Annotated in this window: 16 protein-coding genes; 5 read left to right on the forward strand and 11 right to left on the reverse strand. The window is 59.2% G+C overall.

The window, feature by feature from the left end:
- Nucleotides 1-82: 82 nt before the first annotated feature.
- Nucleotides 83-1,105, reverse strand: coding sequence for a LacI family DNA-binding transcriptional regulator (locus OMR58_RS02280; RefSeq protein WP_105592276.1), 1,023 nt, complete (start codon nucleotides 1,103-1,105; stop codon nucleotides 83-85).
- Between the two features lie 347 nt (nucleotides 1,106-1,452).
- Here OMR58_RS02280 and OMR58_RS02285 point away from each other — a divergent pair, with 347 nt between their 5' ends.
- Complete coding sequence (locus OMR58_RS02285; RefSeq protein ID WP_200561709.1) at nucleotides 1,453-2,406, forward strand: ABC transporter substrate-binding protein; 954 nt, start codon at nucleotides 1,453-1,455, stop codon at nucleotides 2,404-2,406.
- 3 nt (nucleotides 2,407-2,409) lie between these two features.
- On the opposite strand, the gene OMR58_RS02290 is transcribed toward OMR58_RS02285, so the two are convergent.
- Entirely contained in the window at nucleotides 2,410-3,279 is an 870-nt protein-coding gene (locus OMR58_RS02290) for a ribokinase (protein ID WP_200561712.1), read from the reverse strand.
- Between the two features lie 27 nt (nucleotides 3,280-3,306).
- On the opposite strand from OMR58_RS02290, the gene OMR58_RS02295 reads away from it, so the two are divergent.
- From OMR58_RS02295 to OMR58_RS02310, 4 genes are all read left to right on the forward strand, one after another.
- Nucleotides 3,307-4,152, forward strand: a complete 846-nt coding sequence (locus OMR58_RS02295) for a BtpA/SgcQ family protein (protein WP_200561714.1) — start codon at nucleotides 3,307-3,309, stop codon at nucleotides 4,150-4,152.
- Nucleotides 4,152-4,796 carry a TenA family protein gene (locus OMR58_RS02300; RefSeq protein ID WP_200561716.1) on the forward strand — a complete coding sequence of 215 codons (645 nt, stop codon included), beginning with the start codon at nucleotides 4,152-4,154 and terminating at the stop codon, nucleotides 4,794-4,796. The genes OMR58_RS02295 and OMR58_RS02300 overlap by 1 nt, the downstream gene beginning before the upstream one ends.
- A 529-nt stretch (nucleotides 4,797-5,325) precedes the next feature.
- Nucleotides 5,326-6,453: a histidinol-phosphate transaminase gene (hisC, locus tag OMR58_RS02305; protein WP_200561718.1), complete on the forward strand. Its 1,128-nt coding sequence runs from the start codon at nucleotides 5,326-5,328 to the stop codon at nucleotides 6,451-6,453.
- Entirely contained in the window at nucleotides 6,434-7,570 is a 1,137-nt protein-coding gene (locus OMR58_RS02310; RefSeq protein WP_264545183.1) for an alpha-hydroxy acid oxidase, read from the forward strand. The genes hisC and OMR58_RS02310 overlap by 20 nt, the downstream gene beginning before the upstream one ends.
- A 2-nt stretch (nucleotides 7,571-7,572) precedes the next feature.
- Here the strand turns inward: OMR58_RS02310 and OMR58_RS02315 are convergent, their stop codons facing one another.
- From OMR58_RS02315 to uvrA, 9 genes are all read right to left on the reverse strand, one after another.
- Nucleotides 7,573-8,331, reverse strand: coding sequence for an SDR family NAD(P)-dependent oxidoreductase (locus OMR58_RS02315; RefSeq protein WP_200561722.1), 759 nt, complete (start codon nucleotides 8,329-8,331; stop codon nucleotides 7,573-7,575).
- A complete protein-coding gene (locus tag OMR58_RS02320; RefSeq protein WP_105592268.1) occupies nucleotides 8,328-9,293 on the reverse strand; it encodes a zinc-dependent alcohol dehydrogenase in 966 nt (321 codons plus the stop codon). Before OMR58_RS02320 ends, OMR58_RS02315 begins: the two co-directional genes overlap by 4 nt.
- Before the next feature lie 3 nt (nucleotides 9,294-9,296).
- The gene (locus OMR58_RS02325) at nucleotides 9,297-10,589 is read right to left on the reverse strand and encodes a hypothetical protein (protein ID WP_264545184.1); all 1,293 of its coding nucleotides are present in this window, start codon (nucleotides 10,587-10,589) and stop codon (nucleotides 9,297-9,299) included.
- Nucleotides 10,582-11,910 (reverse strand): histidinol dehydrogenase, encoded by a 1,329-nt coding sequence (gene hisD / locus OMR58_RS02330; protein ID WP_105592266.1) that lies wholly within the window; start codon nucleotides 11,908-11,910, stop codon nucleotides 10,582-10,584. The genes OMR58_RS02325 and hisD overlap by 8 nt, the downstream gene beginning before the upstream one ends.
- Before the next feature lie 17 nt (nucleotides 11,911-11,927).
- Nucleotides 11,928-12,686: an ABC transporter ATP-binding protein gene (locus OMR58_RS02335; RefSeq protein WP_264545185.1), complete on the reverse strand. Its 759-nt coding sequence runs from the start codon at nucleotides 12,684-12,686 to the stop codon at nucleotides 11,928-11,930.
- Nucleotides 12,686-13,546 carry an ABC transporter permease gene (locus OMR58_RS02340; RefSeq protein WP_264545186.1) on the reverse strand — a complete coding sequence of 287 codons (861 nt, stop codon included), beginning with the start codon at nucleotides 13,544-13,546 and terminating at the stop codon, nucleotides 12,686-12,688. Before OMR58_RS02340 ends, OMR58_RS02335 begins: the two co-directional genes overlap by 1 nt.
- A 41-nt stretch (nucleotides 13,547-13,587) precedes the next feature.
- The gene (locus tag OMR58_RS02345) at nucleotides 13,588-14,574 is read right to left on the reverse strand and encodes an ABC transporter substrate-binding protein (RefSeq protein WP_264545187.1); all 987 of its coding nucleotides are present in this window, start codon (nucleotides 14,572-14,574) and stop codon (nucleotides 13,588-13,590) included.
- 594 nt (nucleotides 14,575-15,168) lie between these two features.
- Complete coding sequence (locus tag OMR58_RS02350) at nucleotides 15,169-16,221, reverse strand: NAD(P)-dependent alcohol dehydrogenase (RefSeq protein WP_105592262.1); 1,053 nt, start codon at nucleotides 16,219-16,221, stop codon at nucleotides 15,169-15,171.
- Nucleotides 16,222-16,469: 248 nt separating this feature from the next.
- Nucleotides 16,470-19,298, reverse strand: coding sequence for an excinuclease ABC subunit UvrA (gene uvrA, locus OMR58_RS02355; RefSeq protein WP_200561728.1), 2,829 nt, complete (start codon nucleotides 19,296-19,298; stop codon nucleotides 16,470-16,472).
- Nucleotides 19,299-19,390: the final 92 nt, after the last annotated feature.

Consider the following 19,390-nt stretch of genomic DNA (forward strand, 5'->3'; position numbering starts at 1 on the left):
TTTACTGATTATAGCGAAGAGAATTTAAATTGAACGCTTTTTGCGCCAAAATTGGGCGCTTTTGCGCCATTTTGGGACGCGCTTAACAAATCCTGATGGAATCGCGACCAATCCATTCCACCGGCAGGCGGGTTTCAGAGGGGATGTCCTTTTCGTTATTCAGCAGGCGCAGCATGATGCTGACGGCGGTGCGGCCCAGCTCCCGCGCGGGCTGGCGGATGGTGGAAATACGCGGCTGGGTGAAGTCGGCATAGTTGGCATCGTCGAAGCCGACGAGGGAAAGCGCGGCCGGTGCCTGGAGTCCGCTGGCGCGCAGACCGTCCAGCAGGCCCAGCACCAGATAGTCACTGGCCGCAAAGACGGCGGTTGGGCGCACGGGCTGGCTGAACAGGTGCTTCAGCGCCCGCTGACCAAACTCGCGCTGGTAGTCGCCGTACATTACCCATTCCGGCGGCCAGCTCAGCCCGGCCTGCTCCATGGCGGTGCAAAAGCCCTGATAGCGTTCGCGCACGCTCATCAGCTCATCCGGCCCGCCGACGAACGCGATATGGCGATGCCCGGCGGCAATCAGTTTCTCCGTGGCAATGCGCCCGCCCTGCACGTTATCGGCAAACACTTTCGGCACTTTGCTGCCCGGAATATCCTCATCCAGCAGTACAATGCGCTGGTGGCGCTGGATCTCTTTGCGCAACAGGCCGTTATCCGGGCGGTTGGTGGTGAACAGCAGACCGTCGACCTGGCAGGTATCCAGCCAGCGGATAAACTGGCACTCTTTGTCCGGGTTATTGCGGGTGATGCATAGCACCAGGCTGTAGCCATTGGCGGAAGCGGCCTCTTCGGCGGCGTCGGCCAGTTCGGCAAAGAAGGGGTTGGTGATGTCGGGCAGCACCAGGCCAAGGGTTTCGCTGCCGCCTTTGCTCAGGCGGCGCGCCAGGCTGTTGCCGCGATAGTCCAGCTCGCGAATGGCGCTTTCAATGCGGTCAATCGTCTCCTGCGGCAGCACGATATTGTGATTCATATAGCGCGACACGGTCGCCTTTGACAGCCCCGCCTGCTTTGCCACATCGGATAACAATACGCGTTTTAGACTCATTTTCTGCGCCATTTCTGCCTGAGTGGGGCTATCTGTAACACAGTTACGCGCGCCCGATACAGCATTTTCTCCGGTGAACAAATTGTTAAATAAATGCTTGACAAAAATTGAGCAGCGGAGAATTGTATAAGCAGTTTACCGCATCATCCGGGAAGTCATTCCCAAACCCGCTTGAAACATTCCAGTCGCGCACCGCAACGGACCGGTTGCCGGAATGGGAGAAAGCAGGTCTTAGCTGAACGGCTTCTGGCCGCTTTAGCCTTACATCAGATATTTGCCCGCCAAAAAAATAATCCTTCTGCGTTTGCCCTGCGGCGCGGAAACCTGCTGGCTATGATCTCTTCCCGACGAGGAAACTGATGATGTTATTAAACACCGGAAAACTGCGTTTTATTGCTCTGGCCACCGCTCTGATTGCCTCGGGCAGTCTTATTTCTGTTGCCAGTGCTGCCACCCCCGACTATGCGCTGATTCAAATCAATCAGCAGGCACTGTTCTTTAATCAGATGAATAAAGGCGCGCAGGAAGCGGCAAAAGCCAGCGGCAAGGATGTGGTGATTTTCAACTCTAACGATAATCCGGTGGCGCAGAATGACGCCATTGAAAACTATATTCAGCAGGGCGTTAAGGGAATTATGGTCGCTGCCATCGACGTTAATGGCATTATGCCTGCGGTGAAAGAAGCGGCGAAAGCCAATATACCGGTTATCGCTATCGACGCCGTATTACCGGCCGGTCCTCAGGCCGCTCAGGTCGGCGTGGATAATATCGAAGGCGGTAAAATCATTGGTAAATACTTTGTTGATTACGTGCAGAAAGAGATGGGCGGCCAGGCTCGCGTAGGCATTGTCGGCGCACTGAACTCGGCGATCCAGAACCAGCGGCAGAAGGGCTTTGAAGAGACGCTGAAAACCAATCCAAAGATTACCATCGCCAACGTGGTTGACGGCCAGAACGTGCAGGACAAAGCGATGACCGCGGCGGAAAACCTGATCACCGGTAACCCGGACCTGACGGCAATCTACGCCACCGGCGAACCGGCGCTGCTGGGGGCTATCGCGGCAGTGGAGAACCAGGGGCGGCAGAAGGATATTAAAGTCTTCGGCTGGGATCTGACGGCGAAGGCGATTACCGGCATTGACGATGGCTACGTCACCGCCGTGCTGCAGCAGGACCCGAAACAGATGGGCGTGGAAGCGCTGAACGCGCTGAATGCGATTACCTCCGGTAAAACCGTGTCGAAAACCATTCTGGTTCCGGCCACGGTAGTGACCAAAGCGAACGTAGACGGTTACCGTTCGCTGTTTAAATAAGGCCTACTCGCCGCTCGTGCTTAACAGGGCGGCGAGTTCCTGCTGGCCGGGAAACGCGCTAAAGGTTCCCCGGCGGCCGACGGTGATGGCGGCGGCACGGCTGGCGTGAGTCAGCGCTAACGTATCCGGCGCAACACCGCGCAGCAGAGCAGATGCCAGCATCACGGCAAGGAAGGTATCGCCCGCACCGGTGGTATCCACGGCTTCAGCGGCCACCGCCGGGCAGAACCGGCGCTGGCCTTCACTGACCAGCCAGGCACCGGCAGCGCCCTGGGTAATCACTAAGGTGGTAACGCCATGGGGCTGAAGTTCTTCGGCCTCCGACTCATTAACCACCGCGATATCAATCAGCGGCCAGAGATGAGCGAAGTCGGGGTTAACCGGTGAAGGGTTAAATACCGTGGTCATGCCGCGCGCTTTGGCCAGTTGAAACAGCGCGCGGGTTTTTTCCACGGAGAAGTTGCCCTGCTGCAGCAGAATATCGCCGGCAGCGGCATCCGCCAGGTGGGGAATAATCTCTTCCAGGCTAAAAGCATCCGCGGCGGCGGTAGTGGTAATAATGGCATTATCACCATCGGCGCTATTTAAAATTATTGAGGTATCGCTATGTTGGTTGAAATACGCATTCGGTAACAGGCTAAGTGGTTCATTTATTATTTGCTGACGAATCCACACGCCGTTGCTGTCATTTCCCGTGGCGGCAATTAATCGTGTTTCTATTCCGCAGCGGGATAATATAATCGCCTGATTTGCGCCTTTGCCGCCAATATCCTGCGAAACTTTAATACCATGAACCGAGGAGCCCTTTTGCGGAATATCCGCAATGGACCAGGTTTCATCGACGGTAATATTACCGGTGACATAAACACGCATAGTGTTTCCTTAAACAGGATGGAAAAGATGGTTGCTATCTCAGCAGAAAAAACGAATGCAATACAAGCTATTTTTTCACGTAAAAAAGCGGTGATGGGTGTTATTCATTGTGACCCGTTCCCCGGTACGCCAAAATATCGTGGTAAATCAGTTAAGGATATTATTGAGCGTGCGCTTCGTGATGCTGAAAATTATATCGCGGGCGGCGTTCATGGCCTGATTGTGGAAAACCACGGCGATATTCCATTTTCTAAACCTGAAGATATTGGCCACGAAACGTCGGCACTGATGGCGGTGATTACCGAGAAAGTGCGCGAGCGTTTTGGCGTGCCGCTGGGAATTAACGTGCTGGCTAACGCCGCTATTCCGGCCATGGCCACTGCGCTGGCGGGCGGCGCTGACTTTATTCGCGTCAACCAGTGGGCCAATGCCTATATTGCCAACGAAGGCTTTATTGAAGGGGCGGCGGCGAAGGCGCTGCGCTATCGCAGCCAGCTGCGTGCCGAACATATTCGCGTCTTTGCCGACAGCCACGTTAAACACGGCAGCCACGCCATCGTTGCCGATCGCTCCATCCAGGAACTGACCCGCGACGTCGATTTTTTTGAGGCCGATGCGGTCATCGCCACCGGCCAGCGCACCGGCGACAGCGCGACAATGGAGGAAATTGACGAGATCCGCGCCGCTACCGAGCTGCCGCTGCTGGTCGGTTCCGGCGTCACGCCCGCCAACGTCTGCCAGATCCTCGGCCGCACCCAGGGCGTGATTGTTGCCAGTACGATGAAGGTCGACGGCGTGTGGTGGAACGACGTTGAGCTGGCGCGCGTTAAACACTTTATGTCCGTTGCTCAGGCTGCGCTGGAGGAAGCGTAATGGAAGCGTTCAGCGAAAGGCTGCTGCGCGAACATCAGGATGCTTGGCGGGCGATGCAGCAGCACCGTTTTGTGCTGGATATTGAACACGATCGCCTGCCGGAATCCGTGTTTAACCGCTATCTGGTGTTTGAAGGTAACTTCGTGGCAACGGCGATCGCGATATTTGCCCTTGGCGTCAGTAAGGCACCGGATATCCGCCAGCAGCGCTGGCTGATCGGCGTGCTGAACGCGCTGGTCGATACGCAAATCGCCTGGTTCGAGCGGGTGCTGGCGGAGCGCCGGGTCGATCCCGCCGACTACCCGGACGACCTGCCCGGCGTGCGGCGCTTCCGCGACGGCATGCTGTATACCGCGCAGCAGGGCAGCTACGCGCAGATTATCACCCTGATGTTCGGTGCCGAGTGGATGTACTACCACTGGTGCCGTCGGGTGAGCGAGCAGAGCCAGCAGGATGCCGACGTGCGGCGCTGGGTGGAGATGCATGCGGAAGAGGAGTTCTACCAGCAGGCCTGCTGGCTGAAAGAAGAGCTGGACCGCTGCGCCCACGGGCTGAGCGAAGCGGAAAAACAGGCACTGTCGGCGTTGTACGGCGACGTTCTGCAGTGGGAAATTGATTTCCATACTGCGGCCTACGTCGATTAATTAAGGGCTTACGCCTGGCTAATAGGCGGCTCGCGATGAGCCGCTTTCTTACATGCAGGCTGATTGGCTGGCTCGTTGACCGAGCGATCGTTTTTAACCATTGGGCATATCACGGCGTCATTTACCGTATCGTTCATGCCTGCCGATTAATGCCATCGCGCGGATACACCCTACACCGTTGGGAAGCACTACTCATTCGATAATCTCTGCCCTGATGGGAACCCGGGTTGATTCGATAATCGTTCTTCCAGAGGATCGTCGGCGCACCATCATTCATCGCCATGCACTGAAACGGTGCCGTTTTATGCGCGATCCCCGTTCTGACTTTGCTGCTCTTTCCCCCGCAGTACCCGCGCCGCCTGCCGCCGTGTTTTTTGCGCAGATGGCATATGAATTGCAATTGTATATACAAGATTATACATCTACACTTTTCTGATAAATCAATCTCACACACTGCTGTCGCGGCAGTGGCCTGAACCGTGGCCTTCGGGCGGCGGCAACGATCTTCCATTAACGGAGCGGAGTTCAGATGTCTCAGATTCAAATAGAAAAGCTGGCAAGAAAAGAGGCCCTGCAGCTGGGGGTGTATAACGCCGGGATGTCGGACGATGCGGTGCGTGAAACCTGGCAGGTCGACCATATTACCCGCCTGGGAAGCAACGAGAACCCGCTTGGGGCCAGCCCGCTGGTGGCGGTGGCGCTGCGCGCCGATCTGGGCCATACCGGCATCTACTCTGACTCCGCCAGCCTGAAACTGCGCCATGCGCTGGCGGAACTGACCTCGGCGGAGGCCGGACGCATTGTGATTGGCAACGGTTCGGAGGAGCTGCTGAAGCTGCTCTGCCTGGCCTTTATCAATCCCGGCGAGCGGGTGGTGACGCTGGAGCCGTCCTTCGGGCTGCATCAGATCTATCCACAGATGATGGGCGCACAGGTTGAACTGGTGCCGGTGAATCAGCAGATGGAATTCGATCTGCCCGCCTGGCAGCAGGCACTGAGTCAGCCGACCAAAATGCTGATCCTCAGCAACCCTTCTAACCCGGTGGGCTGCATGCTGTGCCGCGAGGATTTCACCCGGCTGATTGAACAGGCACCGCAGGACTGCATTCTGGTGATTGATGAAGCCTACTACGAATACTGCCATCACCTGAGTGACTACCCGGACAGCCTCAACGTGCTGGCAGCCCAGCCGCGCCCGTGGATTGTGCTGCGCACCTTCTCAAAGGCGTGGGGGCTGGCCGGGCTGCGCGTGGGTTACGGTATTGCCAGCGACGAAGCGCTGGCCGGGGTGATCAACCGCGTGCGGACGCCGTTTAATATTAACCGTTCGGCGCAGGCGGCGGCGCTGGCCGCATTGCAGGACCCGGCCCACGTTGCGGCCAGCGTGGCGCTGATCGCCGGACAGCGGGAATTGATGCGTCAGCAGCTGATTGAGCTGGGCTATCAGGTTGCCCCTTCCGTGGCTAACTTCCTGTTCTTCCGTGCGGGCGGAGACAGCCGCGATCTGGCAAAAAAACTGCTCGAACACGGGATCATCGTGAAGCCGTGGCGTGAAGCTGGTTATACTGACTGGGTGCGGGTTTCCGTCGGTAGCCCGGAAGATAACCTAATTTTTATCAATGCGTTAAGGGGTATGTATGCTACTCAATGCGGCTGACCTGCGCCGTGAAGCCCGGCGCAGGCTGCCCGCCTTCGCCTTTAGCTATGTGGACGGCGGAGCGGAAGACGAAACCACGCTGCAACACAACCAGGATGTATTCCGTCGCTGGATGTTCGCCCCGGCGGTGTTACAGGATGCGTCCAGCCGCGACACCGGCACGAATGTGGGACAAACCCGGCTGGCGGCACCGCTGCTGGTCGCGCCGACCGGCTATAACGGCATGCTGCGCCATCAGGCCGACCAGATGATCGCCCGCGCGGCTGCCGGGCAGGGGATTGGCTACATTCAGAGTACGGTATCGACTGCTTCAATGGAGGAAATCGCCGCGGCGTCCAACGGCGACCGCTGGTTCCAGCTTTACGTGCTGAAAGATCGTAATGTCACCCGCAATTTGCTGGAGCGCGCGCGGCAGGCGGGCTGTACGGCACTGGTGGTTTCGGTGGACGCGGTGCATTTCGGCAACCGCGAGCGCGACAAGCGCCACTACCGGCGGCCAATGAAGCTCTCCCTCGCGGCGATGGCGAATATTGCTACCCATCCAGGCTGGGTGATGCGCACGCTGATGCCACAGGGGATGCCGGGCTTTGGCAATCTTAAACCCTATATCCCGGCAGAATATCAGCGCGGGGCGGGCGGTGCGGCCTACTTTGCCAGCCAGATGGACCCGGCACTGAGCTGGGAGACCCTCGCCTGGGTTCGTGAAATCTGGCAGGGGCCGCTGTATATCAAGGGAATTATGACGGTTGACGACGCGCTGGCAGCTCAGCGGCTGGGGGCGGAGGGTATTGTGCTGTCGAACCACGGCGGTCGCCAGCTGGACGGTACGCACAGTCCGATGCTGGTGCTGCCTGCGGTGCGGGCGGCGGTGGGGCCGGACTTCAGCGTGCTGATCGACAGCGGCTTCCGGCGCGGAACCGACGTGGTCAAAGCGCTGGCGCTGGGGGCCGATGCGGTGCTGCTTGGCCGACCGCTGCTGTACGCCGTTGCCGCCGGTGGCGAAGCGCTGGTGGCCAGTACAATCGCTACGATGAAGCAGGAAATCGACCGAACGCTGGCGCAGCTGGGCTGCCGTTCGGTCAAAGAGCTACATGCCGGACTGTTGCACCGCGTCTGAGCTTAAATCGCTGCCAGATAGCCGCCGTCCACGTAGAGGATCTGCCCGGTGATATAGCGGGCAGCCGGGGAGCAGAGGAACACCACCGCCCCGGCAAGATCCTCCAGCTCGCCGAAGCGGCCCAGCGGAATTTTTGCCTGCATGCTCTTCACCCAGGCCGCATCCTGATAAAAGGCCTGGGTCATCTCCGTTTCAAAATACCCCGGCGCAATGCCATTCACCCGGATACCCAGCGGTGCCCACTCGGTGCTTAATGCCCGGGTCATGCCGGTCAGCCCCGATTTAGAGCTGCCGTAGGCGGTAGCACCCGGCACGCCGACCGCGCTGGTCAGCGAACAGAGGTTAATAATGGTTCCGCCTTCTCGCCGGGTCATACTGCGTGCCGCCGCCTGCGCACAGAAAAACGCGCCCTTCAGGTTGGTGGCAATAATGGTGTCCCACAGCGCTTCGTCGGCATCCAGTGACGGGCAGATTTGCTCGGTCCCGGCGTTGTTAATCAGGATGTCGATATCACCCATCTCCGCCAGACAGCGCTGGATATCGTCGGTGCGGGTCACATCCAGCACATGGCCCTCAGCGCTAAAGCCCTGCGCCTGAAGTTCCGCCACGGCCCGATCCACCGTATCCGATGACCGCCCGGTGACGATCACGCTTGCCCCGGCCTGCGCCAGCGCGGTGGCCAGCGCCAGGCCGATCCCGCGCGTTGCCCCGGTGACCAGTGCGCGCCTGCCGCTCAGGGAAAAGCTGTTCATCACATTCATGGTATGACCACCGTCTTCAGATAGGAGGATTTGCCCTGGATCAGCATCTCGTAAGCCTGCGGCACGTCGTCCAGCGACACCGGCGGGCCGATCAGCGTGCGCAGCCCGTCGGCCAGATCGGCCATCAGTTCCAGCGCGGCCTGCTGCTCGCTCTGAAACACGCTGCAGCCGGTCAGGGAGATTTCCCGCTCAACCAGCTGATTGAAGTCCAGCTCGCCGTCGTGGTGAAAAATACCTACCAGCGCCACATGCCCGCCGGAGGTGATGCCGCCGACCAGCTGCTGCAGCACGCTGCCGATCCCGGTGGCTTCCACGGCGAAGTCATAGTCGCCGTCTTCGGCCAGCGGGATCAGGGCGGCGATTCGCCCCCGGCGCGCCGCGTTCGGTTCGCTCAACTGCACCCGGCACTGACGTGTATGGTGCAGCAGCAGCGCCACCAGGCCGCCAATGGTGCCGCCTCCGGCGACGCGGACCCGGCTGCCCGGTGGCGGATTCAGCTGATTAACGACCCGCAGCGCCACACCCAGCGGTTCGCTGAGTACGGCGATATCATCCGCTACCTCGTCCGGCACCCGCAGCAGGCCGCTGACCGGCAGCACCACCTGCTCGGCGAAACCGCCGTCACACACCTCACCGACAAAGCCCAGCGAGGTGCAGAGGTTGTGCGCGCCGCGCAGGCAGGCGGGGCAGGTGCCGCACCAGACGCGCGAATCGGCCACCACGCGGGTTCCAGGAGCGAAGCCTGCCGCGTCGTCCGCCGCTTCGGTGACCACGCCAAACAGCTCGTGGCCGGGGGTGACCGGCAGGGCGGCCATCCATTTCCCGGTGCGATAGTTGTGGATGTCGGAACCGCAGATCCCGGCGGCCCGCACCTGAATGCGCACCTGACCGGCCGCCAGCACCGCCGGTGATTTTTCTTCCACCCGCAGATCGCCAACGCCGTAAAGCTGTACCGCTTTCATCGCTTATGCCTCCGTCAGCAGGCCGTCCAGCCAGTGAGAGAAATCATCATCGCCGCCGCTGCCCAGTATCACGGCCATCGCCAGGCCAATCGTTGAACTGACCGGATTATGCTGGCTGGCCGATCCGGCGCGCAGGCTCATCACCAGCGTCGGGCAGCAGAACAGCGCCAGGCGCATAATTTGCTGCCAGTTCGCGGGCAGCCAGCCTTTGGCTTTCAGCGCGGCCAGCAGCGGCTTCCAGTACAGCTCGCCTTTACTATCAAGGAACGCCTGGCGCAGCGGCGTCAGCTGCCAGTCGTGCTCCACCTCCAGCGTATCGCCATCGCGGCGGACACTGACCCGGTAGATTTCCGCCGCCTGCGCCGGTTCATACAGCCAGCATGGATGGGCAAAAATGTTGTGGAAGGTGGCTTTGATCTCGGCCAGCAGCGCCGGAATATGGCTACCGGCAAAGGCCGGATCGAAGCTGACCAGCTGTGGCACGCCGTCCTGGGAATCAAACCAGACGTTGGCATTGTGCGCGTCGCCGTGCGCCACCACCACGCCGTGATGGGCCAGCGCGGCGGGCGCAAGGATCTCCCCGGCGTCCAGGAACAGCTGGCGAAGCGTGTGCTGATAGGTCACGCCGTTGATGCGCCACCGCAGGTTGCTCAGGCTCTGCCACGGCAGCGTAAGCTCACCGAGGGTGAAGTCCTGATTGACGTAGAAGCCGTCAACCCGTCCGCCCAGCCCGGGGGTGTGGCCCGGCGAAACCAGACGATTCCAGAACAGCTGGTGGATAGACTCGGCCTCGACCTGGCTGACCTGTGCCTGTTGCAGCGTCGGCAGCGTATGCGCGAGGATTTCCGCGTCGGCGCGGCGCTGGGCATCGACCACCGGGGCCATGCCCTGCCAGTCGGCATTCGCTTCAATCTCGCGGCAGACGTCGGCCAGCCGCTTTTCATCGCGCAGGGCATACAGCAGGATCTGACGCCCCGGCTCGCCGCAGGCATAGATCGGCACATCCACGCGGAAGCCGTGCTCGCGCAGCAGCTCGGCGCGGTAGTACTCCTCAATGGTGTGCTCTTCGCCTTCTTCGTGGTGATACTTAAAGAACAGCGTGCGGCCATCGGCCAGCGTCACGCGGCCGTTGAGCGAGTTCAGGCTGTACTGATCGCGGTTGATGTTCAGGCCGGTCGCCTGCACGCCGGTGACTTCGGTAATCAGCTGGCTGAGCTTCTCGCTGGCCTGCTGCCAGTCACCCTGCTGCGTCAGGCGGCGCGCCTCCGCTGCTAACGGCGCGAGCGGCTCAGTCATGATTCTCTCCTTTCAGCAGGCGATCGCGCAGTTCAGAGACGGCCAGCGCATGGCCCGGGAAGCCCTCGTACTCGGCAAAACGTTTGGCTTTGGTCGCCAGCTGCTGATAGCCCGCACGGGTAACATAGCCCACCGAGATACGCTTCATGTAATCGAACACCGACAGCGGCCCGGCGGTTTTGGCGGCGCTGTTGGTCGGCAGGACGGCATTCGGACCCAGCACGAAGTTACCCAGGGTGATCGGCGTGTGTTCGCCCAGCAGAATTTCCCCGGCGTTGCGGATTTGCGTCATCACCGCCATCGGTTCCTCGGCCAGGATCTCCAGATGCTCGGGCGCATACTGATTGACGAACTCCACGGCGGTGGCGAAATCTTTGGTCAGCACCACGCCGCCGTGGGTGCCGCCCAGCACGCTGCGCGAGAACCCGGCGCGTTTTTCACCGATGGTGTCCCAGTAGCCCGGCAGCGCGGCAATCGCTTCTTCCGCCACGCGGCGGCTGGAGGTGACCAGATACGCCGACGAGTCCGGGCCGTGCTCGGATTCGATCAGCAGATCCAGCGCCGCCAGCGCACCGTTGACGGAGTCATCGGCGAGGATCAGGCTTTCGCTCGGGCCAGCCGGAATACCCGGGTCGATCAGATTAGACAGCTGGCGCTTGGCGGCCACCACCCACGGGCTGCCCGGGCCGACGATTTTCAGGCATTTCGGCACCGACTGCGTGCCGTAAGCCACCGCCGCCACGCCCTGCGCGCCGCCGCATTTATACACTTCCTTGATGCCAACCAGACGCGCGGCGATCAGCGTGGCATCATCCACGCGGCCATCGGGGCCAGGCGGGGTGATCACCACCGGGCGCGGTACTCCGGCCACCACGGCAGGCACGGTGGTCATAATCAGTACGCTGGGGAACGAGCCTTTGCCGCGCGGCACGTAGCAGGCCACCGCATCGATCGGCACGTGGCGGTCCCCGGCGAATGCGCCCGGGCGCATCTCTTTCCACCACATCTCTTCAGGCTTTTGCGCTTCGTGGAAGGCGCGCACGTTCTCCACCGAGAAGCGAATCGCCTCGATCACTTCGGCATCAACGCGCGCAAAGGCTTCTTCGAACTCATGTTCTTCAGCACGTACCGAGAAGCTTTCCGGCTGCACGCCGTCAAACTCACGGGCGAAACGGATCAGCGCGCTGTCGCCTTCCTCCTTCACCGCCGCAATAATCGGCTTCACCTTCTCAACGAAAAATGACAGGTCGGATTCAGTGCGTTTGAAAAGGTCAGCGGGTAATTCAGTTGAAGCCGACAGGTCGTGGAATGTCACAGACATAGTGTTACCTTTTTCAGTTAGCCAATCGCGTGTTGTTGAATGCGGCTCAGCACGTCGTGCTGCAGCTCGATAAATTCCGGGGTACGGTTAATGCTTTCATGGCGCGGGCGCGGCAAGTTGACGTCGAAAGTGGAATCGATATGCCCCTGGCCCATCACCACGATACGGTCGGAAAGCCAGACCGCTTCCTCAATGTCGTGGGTCACAAACATCACCGTCAGGCGATGCTTTTCCCAAATCTCCACCAGCAGCTGCTGCATCTGGTGGCGGGTCATGGCATCCAGCGCGCCAAACGGCTCATCCATCAGCAAAATTTTCGGCCGGTACGATAGCGCCCGGGCAATCGCCACGCGCTGTTTCATGCCGCCGGAAAGCTCACCCGGCCAGCGATCGGCCGCGTTGCCGAGCTTGACCAGCTCCAGATGCTGCTGGGCGATATCACGGCACTCGTTGGCCGGGGTGCCCGCCGCCTTGAGGGCAAACTCGATATTGCCGCGCGCGGTCAGCCACGGCAGCAGGGTGTAAGACTGAAACACCACGCCGCGATCCAGCCCCGGGCCTTCAATCGGCACGCCGTCGACCAGTACATCACCGCCGTCAAAATCCTCCAGCCCGGCGGCAATCGACAGCAGGGTACTTTTACCGCAGCCGGAGGTGCCGACGATCGACACGAACTCATTGTCGTTCAGCGTCAGGTCAATGCCGTGCAGCACGCGGCGGTAGCTCTTGCCGAGGGGAAAACTTTTTTCCAGCTTGTTTAGCGTTAGCGTCGCCATCAGGAACGTCTCCGGTTATAGCGGAACAGCACGCGCTCCAGGGCACGCATAATCTGGTCGGTGATCAGGCCCAGCAGGCCGAGCAGCAGGATGTAACCGATAATGGTGTCGGTCTGGAAATAGCGTTGGGACACCACGATGCGGTAGCCAAGGCCCGAGGTGGAGGCTACCAGTTCGGCCAGCACCAGCCACGTCCAGGCCCAGCCGATGCTGATACGCAGGGCGTCCCAAATTGCGGGCAGGGCGGAGGGGATCACGATGCGCAGCAGGATCTTACGGTCTGACATGCCCAGCGTACGGCCCAGGCCGATGAAGTCGGGCGGCACGCGCTTCACGGCGTCGATCATCATCAGCACCTGCTGGAAGAAAGTGCCGATCCAGATCACCAGGAACTTCTGAAAATCGTCGGTACCGGTCCACAGGATGGTCAGCGGCACAAAGGCCACCACCGGCATATAGCGGACAAAATCGACCAGCGGTTCAACGATGGCTTTTGCCAGGCCATAACAGCCTGCCAGTACGCCGATGACAATGGCCATCACCGATGAGATCGCAAAGGCGATAATAATGCGGTACAGGCTGCTCTCGATATCACTCTGTAACGTGCCGTCTGCTGCCAGCGCGACCATCCGCTGCCAGACGCGTTCAATTCCCGGTAAGAAAATCGGTTTAATGGCACCCATTGAGGTCGCCAGCCACCAGACAAAAATCAACAGGGCAAAGACGCCGATGGCGATGCTCAGGAACTGCGAGCGCGAAGGCGTTTTCCCGATAGTGAGCAGGTTGCTGCGTCTGCGGCGCTTTTTTGATTGCTGAGGTGTTTTTTGCTGCTCAACCACACTCATATTTCCTCCTGACATCTTTCCTCCCGCCGTCAGGCGACGGGAAGAAAGAGGGATGGCTACTGGTTATTAACGAAGCTGGCATCAATAGTCTGCTGCGGGGTTACCGGCTGGCTGACAATGCCGGCATCGGTCGCCGCTTTAAGCAGATGAGGGAAGGTTTTTTCGCTAAAGTCGTGAGATAACAGCTTTTTATTATCCGCCAGAGAGAAGTATTTCACGCCGTCAAAGGCGGTATGCAGATCCTCCGGAGACGCACCAACCGCTTTGGAAATAATGGCGCGAGCCTCGGTGGTGTGGGCGTTGTAGTAATCCAGTGAGCTGTTCCAGGTTTTGATCAGCGCGGTAATCGCTTCCGGATGTTTTTTAATAAAATCATCGTGAACCACCAGCACATCACTGATCAGGCCCGGATCGGACTGGCCGCTGTACAGCATCTTCAGGCTTGGGTCGCCTTTCATCGCCACGGTCAGATACGGTTCATAGGTCACGGCCGCCGGGACGCGCCCGGCGATAATGCTGCTGCCCGCTGAAGCCGCTGGCATGGGCACCGGTTTAATATCGGAGAACTTCAGCCCGGCAGAGGCCAGCGCGCTGCGCAGCAGAATATCGCTGGTGGTGCCTTCTTCATAGGCCACCTGTTTGCCCTTCAGATCCTGCAGCGTGGCGATATCCTTGTTCACCAGCATCGCATCGGCGGTATTACTCTGGTCCAGCACCATGACGATTTTGATCGGCAGACCGGCGGAGATCATCCCGATAGCGGTATGGGTGGCGATATTTGCGGCATCGATCTGTCCGCTGGCCAGCGCGGCGTTGATATCTTTGTCTTCGGCAAAGTTAATCACGTCGACTTTCTTCAGGCCCTGCTTTTCAAACAGCTTCTGATCCGCCGCAACATGCCACTGACCGTAGCCCAGCCAGGGTTCAACGCCCATTTTGACGGTGTCCGCTTCGGCGGCAAAAGCCGGAGCGGCCAGAGAGGAGAGCATCCCGGCACAGCACAGCGCGGCCAGCGAACGTTTCAATACACGGAGAGAATGCATAGCGGTTCCTTCTGTATTTCGTTTGGGATTTAGCTGGTGATTGTCCAGCCATGTATATACAAGCATATGCAAGAGCAATGCCAGACAATAACTGCCTGTAAACGGGCGTTTAATTAATATTTTCGCACTTTGTTGGTGCATATTACCGGCGCAGTGCACCATGGAAAGGCGGTTCATCGGATTTTATTCAAATAGAAAATATTTAATCAGGCAAAGGAAATAGCTGGAATTGTCTACCTGACTCACAATAAAGCGTAATCGGTGAAAATTACACAAAAGAGTCACCGGTATCATTGAGTATTTTTAGCTTTTTATCAATAAATTTATGGGGTTATACATTGCTGGTGGGAGGGGTGATGCCATTGTGAATCTGAGTGGTCCGTCCATTGATTATGTTGTCGATTATCCTTTATGGCCGCTTAATGCTATTAACCTGGCGTATTAAACGCGATCAATCTCTTTTTAATTAGGCATTACCGATAATATTCACTTTTCCCGTTTTAAATTACGGTATTAAGCCCAGTGTGAGAAAACCGTATAAATATCAACAGCGATAAGCGGGCAGGCACATTGCTGCGCCAGCCCGCGCGTGTTTTACGCCCGCAGCGTATCGATATCAATCACGAAGCGATACTTCACGTCGCTCTTCAGCATCCGCTCGTAGGCCTCGTTAATCTGATTGATATTGATCAGCTCAATATCGGAGGTGATGTTGTGCTTACCGCAGAAATCCAGCATCTCCTGGGTTTCTTTAATGCCGCCAATCAGCGAACCGGCAATGCTGCGACGTTTAAAGATCAGGTTGAACACCTGCGGAGACGGGTGGTCATGTTCCGGTGCGCCAACCAGTGTCATGGTGCCGTCGCGGCGCAGCAGGGTGATAAACGGGTTGAGATCGTGCTGTGCGGCCACGGTGTTCAGGATAAAGTCGAAGCTGTTGGCATGTGCCGCCATCTGCTCTGGATCTTTCGAGATCACCACTTCATCCGCACCCAGGCGCTTACCGTCTTCGATTTTTGACGGCGAAGTGGTAAACAGCACAACATGCGCGCCCATCGCATGGGCAATCTTCACGCCCATATGTCCCAGACCGCCCAGGCCAACGATGCCGACTTTTTTACCCGGGCCAACGCCCCAGTGATTCAGCGGTGAATAGGTGGTGATACCGGCGCACAGCAGCGGCGCGGCGGCGGCAGGATCGAGGTTTTCCGGCACGCGCAGCACGAAGTCTTCATGCACAATCACCTGCGTGGAGTAGCCACCGTAGGTAATGTCGCCGCTGATGCGGTCCTGGCCGTTATAGGTGCCGACGAAGCCCTCTTCGCAGTACTGCTCCAGATCTTCTTTACAGCTGTCGCAGGTACGACAGGAGTCGACCAGGCAACCCACGCCGACCAGATCGCCCACCTTATATTTATGGCCGTGTGCGCCCACGGCGGTCACGCGCCCAACGATTTCGTGGCCCGGCACGACCGGGAAAATGGTGTTACGCCATTCATTGCGCGCCTGGTGCAGGTCCGAGTGGCACACGCCACAGTACAGCACTTCAATTTGCACATCATGTTCCCGCAGTTCACGCGGCTGGAACTCGAACGGAGCCAGTTTGGATTTTGCGTCCTGGGCGGCATAAGCATGCGTAATGTTCATGGGTTTCTCCGGTAAATGATGAGATGGCGCAGGGCCATAGCGGCGGGAGAAAGGTGATGACACAGGCGGCCTTCCTCCACAAATGATGAGGGTAAAGCATAGTCCTGAAAGCATGACGAGGGGATGTCTAAACGTCGCTAAATCTTGCCTGTTTCTGCAAGATTTAACGCTGAATGTCAGAAAAGTAACGACAAAACGGATGAAAACTGCGGAAAGCAAAGAGGGCGGCACGCTGCCGCCCTCTCGATTTATTTCACCAGCAGCGGCTTGAGGAAGCGCGCGGTGTGGGACTTCTCGCACTCGGCGACGGTTTCCGGCGTGCCGGACACCAGGATTTCGCCGCCGCCGCTGCCGCCTTCCGGCCCCAGGTCAACGATCCAGTCGGCGGTTTTGATCACGTCGAGGTTGTGCTCAATCACCACGATGGTGTTGCCCTGGTCACGCAGCTGGTGCAGCACTTCCAGCAGCTGCTGGATATCGGCAAAGTGCAGACCGGTGGTCGGCTCATCCAGGATATACAGCGTCTGGCCGGTGCCGCGCTTGGACAGCTCTCGCGCCAGCTTAACGCGCTGCGCCTCACCGCCGGAGAGCGTGGTCGCCGACTGCCCGAGGCGGATGTAGGACAGGCCCACGTCGATCAGCGTTTGCAGCTTGCGCGCCAGCGCCGGAACGGCATCGAAGAACTCACGCGCTTCCTCAATGGTCATCTCCAGCACTTCGTGAATGCTCTTGCCCTTGTACTTCACTTCCAGCGTCTCGCGGTTATAGCGCTTGCCCTTACACTGGTCGCACGGCACGTAGATATCCGGCAGGAAGTGCATCTCCACCTTCAGCACGCCGTCGCCCTGGCAGGCCTCGCAGCGCCCGCCGCGCACGTTAAAGCTGAAGCGGCCCGGCGTGTAGCCGCGGGTACGCGACTCCGGCACCCCGGCAAACAGCTCGCGCACCGGGGTGAAAATCCCGGTATAGGTCGCCGGGTTAGAGCGCGGCGTACGGCCAATCGGGCTTTGATCGATGTCGATCACCTTGTCGAAGTGCTCCATGCCGCTCACTTCGCGGTACGGGGCCGGTTCGGCAATGGTGGCACCGTTCAGCTGACGCTGGGCGATAGGGAACAGCGTATCGTTGATCAGCGTGGATTTACCGGAGCCGGAAACTCCGGTAATGCAGGTGAACAGTCCGACCGGCAGGGTCAGCGTCACGTCCTTCAGGTTGTTGCCGGTCGCCCCGGTCAGCTTCAGCACCTTCTCCGGATCGCCTTTAACCCGCTCGGCGGGAATGGCAATGCCGCGCTTGCCGCTGAGGAACTGGCCGGTAAGGGATTCCTCAACCGCCATAATGTCGTCCACGGTGCCTTCCGCGACGATCTGCCCGCCGTGCACGCCCGCACCCGGTCCGATATCGATCACGTGATCGGCGGCGCGGATCGCGTCTTCATCATGCTCCACCACAATCACCGTATTACCGAGATTGCGCAGGTGGACCAGCGTTTCCAGCAGGCGCTCGTTGTCGCGCTGATGCAGGCCTATCGACGGCTCATCCAGCACGTACATCACGCCAACCAGCCCGGCACCGATCTGGCTGGCCAGGCGGATACGCTGCGCCTCGCCGCCGGAGAGCGTTTCCGCCGAACGGGACATGGAAAGGTAGTTCAGACCGACGTTAACCAGGAAGCGCAGGCGATCGCCAATCTCTTTCAGCACCTTCTCGGCGATTTTGGCGCGCTGGCCGCTGAGCTTCATATTTTCGAAAAAGGTCATCGCGTGGCCGATGCTCATATCCGAGATGGTCGGCAGCGTGGTGTTTTCCACAAACACGTGGCGCGCTTCACGACGCAGGCGGGTGCCGTTACAGCTTGCGCAGGCGCGGTTGCTGATAAACTTCGCCAGCTCTTCACGCACGGCGGAGGATTCCGTCTCTTTATAGCGGCGCTCCATATTGTGCAGCACGCCCTCAAACGGATGCCGACGCACCGAGGTATCACCGCGATCGTTAACGTATTTGAATTCGATATTCTCTTTGCCGGAGCCGTAAAGAATGACCTTACGGTCGTACTCTTTCAGCGAGCTGAACGGTGCTTCAATGTCAAAGCCGAGGTGATCGGCCAGCGAGCGCAGCATCTGGAAGTAGTAGAAGTTACGACGATCCCAGCCGCGAATGGCCCCACCGGCCAGCGACAGATCGGGGTTCTGTACCACGCGATCCGGATCGAAATACTGCTGCACGCCCAGCCCGTCGCAGGTCGGGCAGGCACCGGCGGGGTTGTTGAAGGAGAACAGGCGCGGTTCCAGCTCGCTCATGCTGTAGCCGCACACCGGGCAGGCGAAGTTGGCGGAGAACAACAGCTCTTCGGCCTTCGGATCGTCCATATCGGCCACCACGGCGGTGCCGCCGGACAGCTCCAGCGCGGTTTCGAACGACTCCGCCAGGCGCTGCGCCAGATCTTCACGCACCTTAAAGCGATCCACTACCACTTCAATGGTGTGCTTCTTCTGCAGCTCCAGCTTCGGTGGATCGGAAAGATCGCAGACTTCGCCATCGATACGCGCGCGGATATAGCCCTGGCTGGCGAGGTTTTCCAGCGTCTTGGTGTGCTCACCCTTACGTTCTTTAATAATCGGTGCCAGCAGCATCAGGCGGCGGCCTTCCGGCTGCGCCAGCACGTTGTCCACCATCTGGCTGACGGTCTGTGCGGCCAGCGTCACATCGTGATCCGGGCAGCGCGGCTCGCCGACGCGGGCAAACAGCAGGCGCAGGTAGTCGTGAATTTCAGTAATGGTCCCGACGGTGGAACGCGGGTTGTGTGAGGTGGATTTCTGCTCAATTGAGATCGCCGGTGACAGCCCCTCAATATGGTCAACGTCCGGCTTTTCCATCAGCGAAAGGAACTGACGCGCATAGGCGGAGAGCGACTCCACGTAGCGGCGCTGGCCCTCGGCATACAGCGTATCGAACGCCAGCGAGGATTTCCCGGAACCTGACAGGCCGGTGACGACGATCAGTTTATCGCGCGGAATGATCAGGTTAATATTTTTCAGATTGTGGGTGCGGGCACCCCGTACTTCGATCTTATCCATTCACAATTCCCGGATTAGCACAAACCTCACCATGCCTGCCCGGCATGGCCAGAAAAGAAACACGTCATTATGGCACAAAAAAACCTGAATGG

Source organism: Erwinia sp. INIA01, assembly GCF_025947915.1.
GTDB lineage: Bacteria > Pseudomonadota > Gammaproteobacteria > Enterobacterales > Enterobacteriaceae > Erwinia > Erwinia coffeiphila.